The sequence below is a fragment of the Streptomyces sp. NPDC002144 genome (assembly GCF_053593695.1).
In genome coordinates this window covers 19,035-33,608 of sequence record NZ_JBSFDB010000011.1, presented here as the reverse complement: position 1 = coordinate 33,608, position 14,574 = coordinate 19,035, and the positions used below count along the sequence as shown (strand labels likewise).

The following is a 14,574-nucleotide window of genomic DNA, read 5'->3' as shown; positions in this document are numbered from 1 at the left end:
CCCGGCTACTCGTCGGTGAGCAACTCGCCGGCCTCTCGGACGACGACCGTCAGGTCGTGGTCCGCGTCGTCCGCCACCGTGCGCAGGCAGTCGACGAAGGCGTCCCAGTGGTGGCCGAACCAGTCCGGGGATCCGAGCCGGGCGCCCATTCGGGTCCTCGATCCGTTGATCAAGGCGTCGGACGGCTCAACTGCGATGCTCCGGAGCCACGTTGCTCATCTATCGAGCGGTGCTCGACCTGCCGCGTGAACGTTGACAGGTTCGGTGGGAGGGCGGTGCCGGACTGTCATGGTCCGGCACCGCCCTCCTCGCTACGTGGCGCACTGACCCAGTGGGCCGATGCGGCGCGGGTCGGTCCACTTCCTACGCAAAGACGGACAACAGGAGGGCCATGCCCAAACCCAGCACGCTGACCAGGGTCTGCACCACCGTCTGCGTCTTGGTGGCTTGGGTGAGATCCATGCCGAAGGATTCCTTGACCAGCCAGAAGCCGGCGTGGTTCACGTAGTTCAGCCCGAGGGAGCCTGCCCCGATGGCCACCACGAGCAGCGATGCCTCCAGGCCGCCTCCGCTGACCATGGGGGCGATGATGCCGGTGGCGGAGACGATGCCGACGGTGGCGGAACCGGTGGTCAGCGACAGCAGGAGTGCGATCAGCCAGCCCAGCACGATGACGTTCAGATGCGCCCCCTCGGCGGCGGAGGCGATCGCGTCGCCGATGCCGGAGTCCTGGAGAACCTGCTTGAACGCACCACCGCCACCGATGATGAGCAGGATGGCGGCGATGGACTTCAGGCTGTCCGTCAGGGATGCGCGGACCTCCTCGCCGGAGCGGCCCGTGCCCAGAGTGGTCACGCCGAGAGCGAAGAGCAGCCCGGCGAGCATCGCCACGACGGGTTCGCCCAGGAAGGTCAGCGCGGAACTCACGGTGCTCGTCTCGTCGAGCACCGTTTCGGCGAGGGTACGCAGCAGCATGAGGGCGACAGGGACGAGCACCGCGGTGATGGCCAGCCCGGTTGGTATCCGGGAACGGGAGGTGACGTCCGTATCCGCCGATGACGCATGCGGAGCGCCGGCCGTCACGCTGACGGGCGACTTGTCTCGGACGGACTGCGACGCACCCGTGAACTGCTCGACAAGAGCCTCGTCCGGGCGGACCTCGGCAAGGCGCGGCGCGATCCACCGGGCGTAGACGGGGCCGGCCAGGATCACGGTGGGGACGGCGCAGACGAAGCCGACGACCATGGTGAGGCCCAGGTCGGCGTGGAGACCGGTCATGGCGGTGAGCGGCCCCGGGTGCGGCGGCAGCATGCCGTGCAGGGTGGACAGCGCGGCGATGGCCGGTACGCCGAGCAGGACGTAGGGGGAGCCCTTCGTGCCGCCCTGGGCCTCCAGCCGGCGCGCCACGCTGAAGATCAGCGGCAGCAGCACGATCAGGCCGACCTCGAAGAACATCGGGATGCCGATCACGAACGCCGCGGCCGTGACCAGCCAAGGCAGCCTTTGGGTACTGGAGCGGTCGATCAGGGCGTGGGCGAGGGCGTCGGTGGCGCCCGAGTCGGACAGCAGGCGCCCGAGCATGGCGCCCAGGGCCAGTGTGATGCCCACGTCCCCGAGGGTGCCGCCGGCACCGTCCTCAAGGGACTCCACCAGTTTGGCGGCGGGCTCACCGGCGGCGAGGCCGGTGCCGACAGCGACGACGATGAGCGCGACGAACGGATGGATGCGCAAGCGGGAGTTGATGAGGTAGATCAGGGCCGTGATCGCGATGGTGAGGATGAGCAGCAACCACCAGGTGTGCGTGGTCATGCGGGTGCCTTTCGAGGGACAGGTGATGGGCATGGCGAAGTGAGCCGCAGCGCGGAAGGGTGTTTGTGCGGCTGGTGTCAGGAGGGGCGGGCGGTAGCCCGGTCAGTCCAGTCCGAGATCCCTGACGAGACGGGCCACAGATGTGTCCTGTTCGGACAGGTACGCGGCGAAGGCGTCGCCGGTGGTGAATGCGTCGGTCCAGCCATGGCGGCGGAGTTCCGCTTTCCATTGCCGGGACCGGTGCATCGCCGTCAGCGCTTCGATCCACCGCTTCCGGTCGGCGCCTTTGATGCCGGGCGGCGCCACGACTCCCCGCCAGTTGCTGAAGACCAGGTCGATGCCGGACGCCCTGAGGGTCGGTACTCCGGGCAGTGCGTCGATCGGTCGTGGGCTGGTCACCGCCAGGACCCTGAGCTGACTGGCGTCGATCTGGTCGAGGAACTCGCCGAACCCGGTGGTGGCGAAGTCGACCTTGCCGTCGAGGAGAGCGGGCAGCAGGTCGCCGCCACCGCCGCCATAGGCGACGTAGCCGACCCGGTGCGGGCCGATAGCGACGGCCTTGGCCAACTCCATGGCCAGCAGGTGGTCCGGCCCCCCAAGTGAGGATCCGCCCCCGACCTTCAAGCGCGCGGGGTTCCTTTTCCAGGCGGCGATCAGGTCGTCGATCGACCGGTAGGGCGAGTCACGGCGCACGACCACCGCGCCAGCCTCCTCGACCAGCCGGGCCAGCGGAGTGGTCTCGATGACGGACGCCTTCGCGTGTGCCACGTGCGACGCACCGATCACTCCGAGACCCATCTGCAGGACGAGCTTGCCGTTGCCCCGCTCGTTCACGATGCGCTGCAGGCCGACCGTGCCGCCTGCTCCCGGCAGGTTGAAGACCTGCACGCCGGAGTCCACACCGGTCTCCTGCAGCACGCGGGCCACTGTCCGGGCCGTGGTGTCGTAGCCGCCACCGGGGGTGTTCGGAACCATGATCCGCAGCCCGGTGTCGGCCCCTTCCCCGTCGGGCAGCACCTGGCACCCGGCGACGAGAAACAGTGACAGCGCGAGGAGGGCGCCGCGAAGGGCGTGCGAGCGACCTCTCATGGCACCTCTCTTCCGCAGCCGTCGCGATGGACGTCATGATTGTGCGGCCCGTGGTGCGAGCCGCCCAGTTTGTGTCAGCAGTAGAGATTGAGTTCGTTGTGGTCACCAGTTTTCGGCGTCATACCCTCGCGGGCGAGATGCTGGCGCTGCAGCTCGCCATCGTCGTGGTCGTGCTGCTGGCGGTCGCGGCGCTCTCGCTCGCCCAGTCGGAGGCCACGTTCAGCCGGGTCGAGGGCCGCCGCGTGAGTGCGCTGGCCGAGCAGTTGGCCGCCAATCCACTGGTGCGGGGCCAGCTCCCGCGTCCGGCGCCGGAGGAGACGCTGGCCCCGCTGACGCACTCCACGCTGGTGCAGTCCGGGATCACCTCCGTGACGATCGCCGACTCCTCCGGTCGCATCGTCAGTTCGACCAACCCGACGGTCATCGGTGACCGGCTGCGGCTCGGACCGGGGGTGGCCCGCGGACGGGGCTGGTCCGGCTCGCTCACCTGGGACGGCAGCCGCGAACTGGTGGCGCAGGTGCCGGTGCTCGGCGCGGCGAGCGGGGACCTGGGGCGCACCCTGGGCACCGTCATGATCGGGGAGGCGTCCCCGACGGTGTGGCAGCGGCTCAGCGGTGCTTCTTCCTATCTCCTCGCCTACCTGGGCATCGCCAGCGGGCTGGGCCTCGCCGGCTCCTGGCTGCTGGCCCGACGGGTCAAACGGCAGACGCTCGGTCTGGAGCCGCGAGAGATCACCGGGCTCGCCGAACACCGCGAGGCCATGCTGTACGGGATCGCCGAGGGCGTGGTCGCCCTGGATCCCCAGCAGCGCCTCACCCTGGTGAACGAGGTGGGCAGACACCTGCTGGACCTGCCCGAGGAGTGCGTGGGCCGTACGCTGGGCGAGCTCGGCATCGACGGCCGTCTTCACGACGTACTCACCGGCACCCGGCCCGAAGCGGAGCACGGGCCCGACGAAGTGGTCATCCGGCACGGTCGCGTGCTGGTGATGAACAGGATGACCGTCACGAAGAACGACCGCCTGCTCGGCTCGGTCACCACGCTGCGGGACCGCACCGAACTGGCCCGGCTGGAACGCGAGATCGGCTCCTTCCGCAGCACGTCCGAGCTGCTACGGGCCCAGACACACGAGTTCGCCAACCAGCTGCACACCATCTCCGGACTCATCCAGATCGGCGAGCAGGACGAGGTCGTACGCTACGTCCGTGCGCTCACCCGGCGCCGCCAGTCCCTGGACATGACCATCGGCCGCCGCATCCACGATCCCGCCATCGCCGCCCTCCTCATGGCGAAGGACTCCCTCGCGGCCGAACGCAGGATCACCCTGAAGATCTCGGACGTCACCTCCCTCGGCCGGCTCGCCTCGGAGGACGCCGCCGACGTGGCGACCGTGGTCGGCAACCTGGTCGACAACGCCATCGACGCCGCAGCTGGAAGCGACCTCGACGACCGGGAACCCTGGATCGAGGTCGAACTCCGGCAGGACGCGTCCAGCGTGGAGATCGTGGTGTGCGACTCGGGCCCGGGCGTGGCTCCCGAACTCGCCCAGGAGGTCTTCCACCACGGTTTCACCACCAAGGCCGCCGCGGAGGGCGAGCGGGGCATCGGCCTTGCACTCACCCAGCTCGTCTGTGAACGACGGGGCGGGGAGATCAGGGTGACCAACACCGCCGAAGGCGCCCGGTTCACCGCGCGCATGTCCGTGAGCCACTCAACGGAAGCGATCGAGGAAGGAGCAGCACGTTGACGGACACCTCCGGCACGATCGACGTTCTCGTCGTCGACGACGACTTCATGGTGGCTCGGGTCCACCGCACCTTCGTCGAGCGGGTGCCTGCGTTCAGGGTCGTCGGCACCGCGGGCACGGGTGAGCAGGCCATCACCGCAGTCGACGAACTGCGCCCGGATCTCGTTCTCCTCGATCTTTATCTCCCCGATGTCTTCGGCCTGGACGTCATCCCGCGGCTGCGCACCGCGGGACACGACTGCGACATCATGGTCATCAGTGCCGCGCGCGAGGCCGACACCGTGCGCGGCGCGGTCCGCCACGGTGTCGTGGACTACCTCCTCAAACCCTTCGACTATGAGGACCTGAAGCCCCGCCTGGACCGGTACGCCGCACGGCGCGGCCGGCTTCTCACCACGGTGGTGCGCGGCCAGGCCGACATCGACCGGGCTCTGTCCGCAGGGTCTGTCCCCGTTGCTGTCGCCGGACTCCCGAAGGGCCTGAGCGTGGAGACCGCCGACCTCGTCCAACGCACGCTTCGCGATGCGGACGGCACCCTGTCGGCCGCCGAATGCGCGGCCGCCACCGGTATCTCCCGTGTCAGCGCCCGCCGTTACCTGGAGCACTTCCACACCACCGGCACGGCGGCCGTCGCCCTGCGCTACGGCGCGGCCGGCCGGCCCGAGCGGCGCTATGGCTGGCGAGGGTGAGAAAGAGAGTGTCCCTCCCATCATCGGAATCGATCTGAAGTGCGACGTAGGGGGATTTTCGAATCAGACTCCGCCCCGAGTTCCGAGGCGGAGCCTCTGCGCGCTGGAAGGTGAATCCGCTGCGGGCGAGTTTCGAGGCGCGGAAGCTGGTTGGGTTCGTCCTTCCAGGACGCGTTCTGGACGCAGGTTGGACACAAGGATCGGAAAAGACCGACAAGGACTGAGAAGGGGTGAGGTGTCAAACCGCTCCTGAGCTGGGAAAACGGCCAAGATTGGCATTGATCGACAAGGGCCGCCAAGATCCTCAAAGGACTCATAATCCGTCGGCCGTGGGTTCGAGTCCCACCCGCCCCACCAGTGCAGGTCTGTGACCCCGCGGAAACGTCTCAGCGGGTGTGCGGAGCAAGGACTTTGAGCCACGGTACCGCGGAGTTCTACTGCCTGAGGTCGATCGTGCGGACCGGCTGCCCTGTCGTGCGGGCGATGGTGTCGAAGTCGCGGTCGTGGTGGAGGAGGGTGAGTCCGGCTTCCTCGGCGGCTGCGGCCACGAGGAGGTCCACGGGACCCGCGCTGCGGTGTTCTCCCTTGGCGGTCAACTGTTCCTGGATGATGCGGGAACGGCGGTAGACACCGTCGGGCATGGGGCACCAGGCGTAATGGGCGTCGAGCGCGGACTTCAAGCGGGCGCGGTCCGGGGCCGAACGGGCCGAGTAGAGGACTTCCAGTTCGGTGAGGTCGCAGATCGCGACGAGGCCGGCAGCGATCCTGTCGTCCCATTCGGCCGTGTTCTGGCGGAGCAGGACGCGGCCGAGGGCGGAGGTGTCGATGAGGTAGTCGGCGACTGTCACTCGTGCGCTCCGGTGCCGCGGTCATCGTCCGCCGCGCCCGCGCTCGTGGGGCGGTATGCGCTCTTGTCCAGCAGTAGACCGATGTCCAGGGCGCCCTCGGCCACCAGTTCGCGGGCCTCGTCGAGTGCTCGCAAACGCCGGTAGCGGGCCGTGACTTCCCGCAGCGCGGTGTTGATGGTGTCGCGTTTGGTGGTGGTGCCGAGTTCTTTGGCTGCTTCTTCCAGTGCCTCGTCGTCGAGATCGATGACCGTCCGACTCATGGTGGCCTCCTCCGCTCGAATGTATCAAGCGGAGCGTATCAAGATACAAGATCTTTTGTATACTCAAACTTATGGCATGAAGTGCCAAGTTGAGTCGAAGCGACATGTGGCACGCGATGACGGCCCGCCGGAACCTGGGTTCGGGCGGGCCGCGGGGGAGGTCAGAGAGCAGGGGTCAGCACAGGCACGGGTTCGTGCTCCGTCCCAGGGCGATGATGTCCTTGTCCCTCAGCGCACCCGAGTAGGCCTGTACCTCGTCCACGTCGCCATGGAGGTACTCGCCCCAGCCGTGACCCACCTCGGCCCGGCCGATCTGGAGGGCGCCGGTGCTGGGCCAGCCATCGGGGAGGGTCGTGGTCGCGTCGGCGTTGGTGTAGCCGTCGAGGTAGAGCTTGATCGTGTCGGTGGCGTCGTCGTAGACCACGGCGAGGCGATGGCCCTGGCCCTCACCACCGTCCGCGCCCGCGATCCGGGACACCACTCTCTCGGGGGCTCCGGCCTCGTCCTTCTCCGGCATCACCAGTTGCCAGGTGTGCGTGGACGGCTCGTAACGCACCTTGAAGGCGTCGGTGTGTTCACCGGCCTGCGAGAGCACGGTCATCGGGTGGGCGGGCTCGGAGTCCGCGAGGCGTACGACGACGCCGAGGGTGAAGCTGTCCCCGGTGTCCACGACGGGCCCGTCGGCAGCGGCGTACCCGCTCTCGCCGTCCAGACGGAGATGTCCCTCGCCGACGAGTGGCGGCGGTACATAGGTGCAGTCGGGGTCGATGTCCGGGATACAAGAATCGTCGGAGCCCCGGTAGATCGAGGCGCCCGTGCCGAGCCGCAGCGGCGCGCCGTCCGTCTGCTCGGGGCTCACACCGTCCGTCGCGTTCTCCAGCGACCAGTGGCCGAGCAGCTTGGGCTTGCGGTACGCCAGATCGGCCGCCTCGTCCGGCACCACGACCCGGTCGTGAACCTGTACGTCACCGATGTCCCCGTGCCACCGGTCCCGATAGCCGGCAGCCCCGCGGGCGCGCCCGATCTGGAAGGCGCCGGCCGCCTCGGCGGGAGTGGCGTCGGCCGCGGTCCCGGCCTCGTGGCCGTTGACGTACAGCAGCGCCTTTCCGGTCTCGGCGTCGTAGAGCCCCAGCAGATGCGTCCACTCGCCGGTCTCGGGGGCACCGCCGGACACCCGCGCGCCGCCGATCGCGAACGACCAGGCGAGCCCCGAGTCCTGACGGTGCAGACCGAGGTTGAAGCCGGGCGCCCCGTCGGCGTCCTGGCTGGCGACGGTCATGTTCCGGTCGGTCTCGGCGGGCCGTACCCACGCGCTCACCGCGAACGTCTTGCGGATGTCGGCCGCCGGGGCATCCGGGGTGAGGAAACCGTGGCCGCTGCCGTCGAGGCTGACCGTGGCGGTGGTCGCGGTTCCCACGGGCGCCGGGCCGCCGAAGGTCACGCCGCTCCCGGCACGGGCGGCGGTGCCGGTCTCGGCGGCGGCCGAGCGGGAGCCCGCCGGGTCGTCCAGCCTCCAGCGGGCGACGGGAGCACGGCCGTCCTTCACGTTGAAGTCGTAACGCGACTCTCCGCTGCTGCGGCCCGACCGGTCGATCGCGCGGACCGTCAGCGACTTGGGTCCTGAAGTGAGCGGCAGGTACGGGATGGTCACGGCCGCGCCCGGCCGCTCCGCGGAGACGGTTCCGTAGGGGCCGCCCAGGAAGCCGTACGTGTACGACACCACGTCGTCGGAGGGCGAGTCGACGGTGAAGTGGCCGTAGACGCCCACTCCGTCCACCCAGAACACGTCCTTGGGCTCGGGGTAGTCGGGAGAGGTGATCGTGGCCTTCTCCGGACTCGTGTCGTCGTACACGAACGAGCAGACCGAGCCGTCGCCCTCGTCGCTCCATGCGGAGGTCGACTCGCCGTCGTTCGCGCGGACATGCCAGGAGATGACGGTGTTCGCCGGGATGTCGTTCGGCACGCTCCAGTACTGACTGGATCCCGACGACAGGGTGATGGTGGTGTAGGTGCGCCGCTGCTCCGTCCCTGCCGCGTCCGTCCACCAGGCTTCGAACTCGCCGCTGACCGGGCTGGACTCGGAGGGCTGGTTGTCCTCCTCGGGGTCGTACAGCACTGCGCTGAGCCTGGGCGGCGCCGAGACGTACGGCGTGTCTTCGCCGGTCGCGCAGGCTTTGCCTCCCGATCGGAGGTCCTGGACGAGCGGCTGCCTCGGCGGCAGGTTGTCCACCGCGTGCGCCGTCCCGGCGGCCGTGGCCAGCAGCGCCGCCGCACAGCTCCCCACCACCGTCCGTCTCCGTCGGCCCGTCCATCTGAATCTGTTCAAGTGGCCCTCCCCTGTCGGCGCTTGAGACTTGTGGATCACACAGGTGCACGAAGCTAACAGGGGCCACTGACAGCACCGGAGGGGTTTTCCATGCATGACGCCGGGCGGGGGAGGGCCGGTTCGGCCGTGTAGGCGAGTGCTCTCCGGGCGGCTGCCGCTTGCACGGAGGACGGCGGACACGCATCCGGACCATGCCGAGCCCAGGTTCCTCCGCCGTTTCTGGGGTGGCGGCACGTGCTGCGGCACTGTGCGTGGAGGGTCTGGCCGCCGGGGACGCCGCCCGGTCGGCTACGAGGTGATGGTCACGGATCCGCGTGCGTTGTAGACGACGGCGTCCTTGCGTTCGCCGTACGACCGGAAGACCGCGACCGCCTCGTCACGCAGTACGCCGGACACGACCCGGATGCCGCGCTGCTCGAACTGGGCGGCCCAGTCCTCGCGCATGGGGCCTTCGTCGAAGCCGGTGAGCTGTTCCAGCTCGGGGCCTTCGCCGGGGATGACCAGACGGCGGACTCCGGACCACATCGCGGCGCCGTAACACATGGCGCAAGGGCGCCAGTTGACGACCAGTTCGAGATCGGGACCGCCACGCGCGCCGAGGTCCCACGCTCCCAGACGGGTCTGCGCGAGGGAGATCGCGACGACCTCGGCGTGGGTGGAGGAGAGCCCTGAGGTCAGGACGAGGTTGACTCCGGCCGACACGAGTCGTCCGGTCTCCGTCTCCACGACGAGGGCGGCGAACGGCCCGCCGGTGTCCTCGCGGTGGTTGCGTTCGGCGAGACGGTTGGTGAGACGGACCCGGTCTTCGTCGGTGGGCAGGGTCTCGGGCACGTCGGCCAGTTCGGTCAGCACCCATGGGGGGAGTTGGGCACCGAACGTGGTGGCGAAGGCGGAGGCGTCCATGGCGCGGGTCTCCAGTTGCAGGCGGGACGGATCAGGTGCCCGGGCGGATGTTGGGCGCGAAACGGGCCAGGGTGACGGTCTCGATGGCCGCGATGATGTTGTACGCCAGCGCGGACACCGCGGTGAGGACCGCGACCGAGGCCCAGAGGTGGTCGTAGTCGAAGGTGGAGGAGTCCTTGAGCATGGCGTAGCCGAGCCCCTGCCCGGTGGAGAGCCATTCGGCGAGCAGCGCGCCGATCAGGGCTCCGGGGACACCGACGCGGGCGCTGGCGAAGAACGCGGGGACCGCGCTGGGCAGCATGACCTTTCGGGCGACGGTCCAGTCACCGGCGCCGTACGCGCGGCACAGGTCGGCCGCCTGGCGGGACGCGGAGCGCAGGCCGAAGGTCATGGTGACCAGGGCGGGGAAGAAGACGACCAGGCCGCTGATGACGGTGGTGGCCAGCAGACCGCGGCCGAAGACGAGCGTGATGAGCGGGGTCATCGCCACCAAGGGCACGGAGCGTACGACGACCGCCATCGGCAGCAGGGCCTGTTCGACGCTCCGGAGGAGGACGAAGACGACCGCCACGCCCACCGCCGCCGCCAGCCCGGCGACGAAGCCGGACCCGGCGTCCAGCAGCGTGCGGCCCAGACCGGAGGAGACCAGGGAACGGTGGGCGCCCGCGTCCGCGCCCGTGAACAGGTAGTGGAAGATGTCGACCGGTGACTTGGCCACCAGCGGGTCCAGGTCGTAGACCCGAAGGAAGACGATCCACAGGACGACGACGGCCGTCATCGTCACGATCACGTTCAGCAGCGGGCGCAGCACGCCGGCCGCGAAGCGCAGCACGGGGGCCGCGTCCGTCCTGGTCCCCGTCTCCGTCGCGGTGCTCATGCGCCTCCGCCTTCCACTGTCGTCGTGCGCGACCACGGCAGGGCGTAGCGGGCGATGAGCCCGACCGCGCCGTACGCGACGCCTGCCACCGCGCCCGAGACCAGGGCGATGCCCCAGGTGCGGGGCACGTCGAGCTGCTGCTGGGCGATGGTCATGGCGATACCGAGGCCGCTGTCGACGCGGCCGAGGTACTCGCCGATGATCGCGCCGAGCAGCGCCGCCGGACCGGCGATCTTGAGCGCGGCCAGCGTGCTGGGCAGCGCGGCGATCAGGCGGACCCGCAGCATCTGCTGCCAGCGGCCGCCGCCGTAGGCGCGTACCAGGTCGAGCGCGGCCGGGTCGGCCGAGCGCAGCCCGAGCAGTGCGCCGATGAGGGTGGTGAAGAAGACCGACAGCCCGGCCATCGCCGACATCGGCTTGTCCCCGTCGAGGACGAGGGACAGGATCGGGCCGATCGCCACGATGGGCAGGCAGTACGAGGCCACAGCGATCTGCGTGATCACCCGCTCCAGCACGGGCACCAGCAGCACCAGTACCGCCAGACCCAGCGCCAGCCCGTTGCCGACGAGATAGCCGGTCAGGGCCTCTCCGAGGGTCTGCTCGACATGCGGGCTGTAAAAGGTCCAGCCGTCGTCGAACACGCTCGCCACGACCGCCCAGGGGGTGGGCACGCCGTCCCCGGTGCCGACGACCGTGGCGGACAGCAGCGACCACGCCCCGATCAGAGCCGCGATGCCGACGGCCCCGCCGGTCCAGGCGGAACGCCGCGCACTCATGACGCCTCCACCACGGGATCGACAGCGTCGGCGGCGCTGTCGGCGGGCGTGTCGGCGCGGCCGAACAGGAGCTCCGACAACTGGTCGGCGTACGCGTGGAATTCGGGCGAGCGCATCATCTCCGGTGTGCGGGGACGGGGCAGGTCGATGGTGACCTTCTCCACGATCCGGCCCGGACGGGGCGACATGACCGCGACGGTGTCGCTCAGCAGCACGGCCTCGTTGATGGAGTGCGTGACGAGCAGGGTGGTCACCGCGCGGGCCTGCCAGATGCGCTGGAGTTCGAGGTTGAGCCGCTGGCGGGTCATGTCGTCCAGCGCGCCGAAGGGTTCGTCCAGCAGCAGCACCTTGGGGTCGACGACCAGCGAGCGGGCGATGGCGACGCGTTGCCGCATGCCGCCGGAGAGCTGGGCGGGGCGGGCCTTCTCGAAGCCTTCGAGGCCGACCAGCTTGATGAGGTCGGAGATCGCCGCCGGGTCGGCCTTGATGCCGCTGATCTCCAGCGGGAGCCGGATGTTGGCGGCGACCGAGCGCCACGGCAGCAGCGCGGCGTCCTGGAAGGCGATGCCGAGGTGATGCCGTTTGCGGGCCGCCTCCGGGTCCTCGCCGTGCACGAGGGCCGTACCGGAGGTGGGGCTGTCGAGCCCGGCGAGGATCCGCAGAACGGTCGACTTGCCGCAGCCCGACGGTCCCAGCAGCGCGAGGAACTGGCCCTCGGCCGTGTCCAGATCGACGCCGGCCAGTGCGGGTACGCGCTGTCGGCCGAGCTTGAACTCCTTGCTCAGCCCGCGCAGGGACAGCCCGGTGCCGGTGTCGGCCGGCCCTCCGGAGTCGTCGGATGCTTCGGGAACGGCTGCTGCGGTACTCATGAGATGACCTCTGTATGCGGTGCGGGTAGGGAAAACCGGTACCGGCGGGCCGGCGGGGCCGCACCGGTACCGTCGGGGCCTCAGATGAGGCTGGGGTCCTCCTTGTAGACCTCTTCGATGACCGAGAGGTCGAAGAGCTTGGCGGCGGTGAGGTCGAGGCCGCCGTACTTCAGCGTCTTGAGGTTCTCCTCGACCAGCTCCGGCGTGATCGTGAACAGGCCGTTCTTCTTGGTGCCGGCGCTCACCATCAGCGCGCTCTCGTCCTTGGACTCGAGGGTCTGCTCCTTGGTCGTCAGCCCGAGCCCCTTGCCGTACGTCTCGGCCGCGAGCTTCGCGCCGAGCGCAGGGTCGGCGATGTTCGCCTTCCAGCCCTTGATCTCCGCGCGAAGGAACGCCTTGAGCAGCTCGCGCTGCTTGTCGATGGTGTCCTGGCGGACGATGTACGTCTCCGAGACCAGCGGGTAGCCGGTGTCGGCGAGCAGCATCGTGGCGACCTTGAAGCCCTTCAGACGCAGCGTGTTCGGCTCGTTCGTCACGAAGGAGAACCAGCCGTCCACGGTGCCCTGGGTCAGGGGCAGCGGGTCGAACTGCACCGGCACCTTCGTGATCTTCGACTCGTCGAGCCCGGTCGCCTTGATGTACGCCGCCCACACGGACTCGTTGCCCGCCTGGACTCCGATCTTCTTGCCGTACATGTCCTCCGGCTTGGCGATCGGGGCCTTGGCCATCGACATGATGCAGAACGGGTTCTTCTGGTACTGCGCGCCGATGATCTTCAGTGGCGCGCCCTTGGCGACGGCCGAGCCCGTGATGTCGGGGGCGCTGATCGCCACGAGCGCCTTCTTGGTGACGACGTCCGTCTCCATCGGGGTCGCGGACGGGCCGCCGCCGATCAGCGTGACCTTCGAGAAGCCCTCGTCCGTGTAGTAGCCCTTGGTGTCCGCTATGTAGCTGCCCGCGAACTCGACGTTCTTGATCCAGGACAGCCGAAGCGTCAGCTCACCGAAGCTCTTGGAACCGGAGGACGTGGGAGAGGTGGAGGACGACGAGTCCGAATCGCCGCACGCGGCGAGCAGCGGGCCGCCGAGCAGCACGGCACCGCCCAGTTGCAGTCCCCGCCTGAGGAAGAGACGGCGGTCGGTGGCGAACGCTCTGTCGTCACTGTTCGTGCTTCTGGTCATGGCGCGCTTTCCTTTCACTGGCCGGGTCGGCACCGGCTCCTTGCGGATATGAGGAATGTGGATGGGGCGAGGCCCGGACAGTGCCGGGCCGGTCTCCGGTCGGGCGGCTGACCTGGGATCACAGACCCCGGGTCAGAGGCCGAGGAGGAGTTCGGGGCTGCGGGCGCGGGAGCAGCAGATGGTGATCCGGTCGCCGGCCGCGCGCTCGTCCGGGGTCTGGACCTCGTCGCGGTGGTCGGGCTCGCCGGCCAGGACGGGGGTGAGGCAGGCGCCGCAGATTCCCTGCTCGCAGGAGAGCTCGACCTCGACGCCGTGAGCGGTGAGGACCTCGGCGATGGTGCGGTCGGCGGGTACGCGATAGCCGGTGCCGGTGCTTGCGATCCGTACGGTGAACGCGGTGGCGACGCCGGCTTTCACTCCGGCTCCGGCTCCGGCACCCGCCCCGTCTTCGACTTTCGCTCCGGCTCCGTCCCCGTCCCCGGCTCCGGCTCCGGCTCCGGCTCCGGCTTCGGCGGATGGCCGAGCCGCCGGGGCGAAGCGTTCGGTGTGAAGCTGTCCGGGGTGCCAGCCCGCGGCGGTCGCCTCGGCCACGACGTGGTTCATGAAGCCGTCGGGCCCGCAGACATAGACGGCCGTGTCCGGTTCCGGGACTCGCAGTTCGGCGGGCAGCCCCGCCCGGACGGTGTCCCCCTGGTCGCTGTGGTGGACCACGGCCCGCTCACCGAGAGCGGAGGTCTGGAGCCGCTCCAGCAGGGGGGCCTCCGCCGCGCTGGAGGTGTAGTGGTGCAGGACGAACGACGCTCCCCGCGCGGCCAGGGCTTCGGCCATCGACAGCAGGGGTGTGATGCCGATACCGCCCGCGACGAGCACGTGATGCCCGGCCGCCACGAGCGGGAAGTGGTTGCGCGGGGGCGAGATCCGTAGCCGTCGGCCCACGGTGAGGTCGCGGTGCAGGGTGCGGGAGCCGCCCCGGCCGCCGTCGTCTCGCCGTACGCAGATCAGGTAACGGCCCTTTTCCTGGGGCGAGTTGCACAGGGAGTACTGACGGACGAGGGAGGGCCCGAGATGAACGTCGATGTGGGCGCCGGCCTCGAAGGGCGGCAGGGTCCCGCCGTCCGCCGCCCGGAGTTCGTAGGTGCGGCTGGTGACGGAGGCGAGGGAGATCGTGTGGACGATGACGTCGAGTGTCTGCACGGCGG

General features: G+C 69.5%; 14 protein-coding genes. 2 read left to right on the top strand and 12 right to left on the bottom strand.

Features of this window, described 5'->3' with window-relative positions:
* Positions 1 to 5: 5 nt before the first annotated feature.
* The 3 genes from ACWCQ1_RS18360 to ACWCQ1_RS18350 all read right to left on the bottom strand — a co-directional run bounded on the left by ACWCQ1_RS18360 (position 6) and on the right by ACWCQ1_RS18350 (position 2,898).
* Positions 6 to 149, bottom strand: coding sequence for a barstar family protein (locus ACWCQ1_RS18360; protein ID WP_451026900.1), 144 nt, complete (start codon positions 147 to 149; stop codon positions 6 to 8).
* A 214-nt stretch (positions 150 to 363) separates the two neighbouring features.
* Positions 364 to 1,809, bottom strand: a complete 1,446-nt coding sequence (locus tag ACWCQ1_RS18355) for a GntP family permease (RefSeq protein WP_451026899.1) — start codon at positions 1,807 to 1,809, stop codon at positions 364 to 366.
* A gap of 102 nt (positions 1,810 to 1,911) precedes the next feature.
* Positions 1,912 to 2,898: a Bug family tripartite tricarboxylate transporter substrate binding protein gene (locus tag ACWCQ1_RS18350; protein WP_451026898.1), complete on the bottom strand. Its 987-nt coding sequence runs from the start codon at positions 2,896 to 2,898 to the stop codon at positions 1,912 to 1,914.
* Positions 2,899 to 2,996: 98 nt separating this feature from the next.
* Between ACWCQ1_RS18350 and ACWCQ1_RS18345 the strand changes: the two genes are divergently transcribed.
* Both ACWCQ1_RS18345 and ACWCQ1_RS18340 read left to right on the top strand, forming a co-directional pair.
* Positions 2,997 to 4,646: an ATP-binding protein gene (locus ACWCQ1_RS18345; RefSeq protein WP_451026897.1), complete on the top strand. Its 1,650-nt coding sequence runs from the start codon at positions 2,997 to 2,999 to the stop codon at positions 4,644 to 4,646.
* The gene (locus ACWCQ1_RS18340) at positions 4,643 to 5,335 is read left to right on the top strand and encodes a response regulator (protein ID WP_451026896.1); all 693 of its coding nucleotides are present in this window, start codon (positions 4,643 to 4,645) and stop codon (positions 5,333 to 5,335) included. Before ACWCQ1_RS18345 ends, ACWCQ1_RS18340 begins: the two co-directional genes overlap by 4 nt.
* A gap of 434 nt (positions 5,336 to 5,769) precedes the next feature.
* Here the strand turns inward: ACWCQ1_RS18340 and ACWCQ1_RS18335 are convergent, their stop codons facing one another.
* From ACWCQ1_RS18335 to ACWCQ1_RS18295, 9 genes are all read right to left on the bottom strand, one after another.
* A complete protein-coding gene (locus tag ACWCQ1_RS18335) occupies positions 5,770 to 6,183 on the bottom strand; it encodes a PIN domain-containing protein (RefSeq protein ID WP_451026895.1) in 414 nt (137 codons plus the stop codon).
* Positions 6,180 to 6,443 (bottom strand): type II toxin-antitoxin system VapB family antitoxin, encoded by a 264-nt coding sequence (locus tag ACWCQ1_RS18330; RefSeq protein WP_451026894.1) that lies wholly within the window; start codon positions 6,441 to 6,443, stop codon positions 6,180 to 6,182. The genes ACWCQ1_RS18335 and ACWCQ1_RS18330 overlap by 4 nt, the downstream gene beginning before the upstream one ends.
* Before the next feature lie 175 nt (positions 6,444 to 6,618).
* On the bottom strand, positions 6,619 to 8,730 hold the full coding sequence (locus ACWCQ1_RS18325; RefSeq protein ID WP_451026893.1) for a LamG-like jellyroll fold domain-containing protein: 2,112 nt from the start codon (positions 8,728 to 8,730) through the stop codon (positions 6,619 to 6,621).
* A 327-nt stretch (positions 8,731 to 9,057) separates the two neighbouring features.
* Positions 9,058 to 9,672: a nucleoside deaminase gene (locus ACWCQ1_RS18320; protein WP_451026892.1), complete on the bottom strand. Its 615-nt coding sequence runs from the start codon at positions 9,670 to 9,672 to the stop codon at positions 9,058 to 9,060.
* Between the two features lie 31 nt (positions 9,673 to 9,703).
* Positions 9,704 to 10,549 (bottom strand): ABC transporter permease, encoded by an 846-nt coding sequence (locus tag ACWCQ1_RS18315; protein WP_358593468.1) that lies wholly within the window; start codon positions 10,547 to 10,549, stop codon positions 9,704 to 9,706.
* A complete protein-coding gene (locus tag ACWCQ1_RS18310; RefSeq protein WP_133041154.1) occupies positions 10,546 to 11,325 on the bottom strand; it encodes an ABC transporter permease in 780 nt (259 codons plus the stop codon). Before ACWCQ1_RS18310 ends, ACWCQ1_RS18315 begins: the two co-directional genes overlap by 4 nt.
* The gene (locus ACWCQ1_RS18305) at positions 11,322 to 12,194 is read right to left on the bottom strand and encodes an ABC transporter ATP-binding protein (RefSeq protein ID WP_133041155.1); all 873 of its coding nucleotides are present in this window, start codon (positions 12,192 to 12,194) and stop codon (positions 11,322 to 11,324) included. Before ACWCQ1_RS18305 ends, ACWCQ1_RS18310 begins: the two co-directional genes overlap by 4 nt.
* 80 nt (positions 12,195 to 12,274) lie before the next feature.
* Entirely contained in the window at positions 12,275 to 13,375 is a 1,101-nt protein-coding gene (locus ACWCQ1_RS18300; RefSeq protein WP_133041156.1) for an ABC transporter substrate-binding protein, read from the bottom strand.
* Between the two features lie 132 nt (positions 13,376 to 13,507).
* On the bottom strand, positions 13,508 to 14,569 hold the full coding sequence (locus ACWCQ1_RS18295) for a PDR/VanB family oxidoreductase (protein WP_451026891.1): 1,062 nt from the start codon (positions 14,567 to 14,569) through the stop codon (positions 13,508 to 13,510).
* Between the last annotated feature and the right edge of the window lie 5 nt (positions 14,570 to 14,574).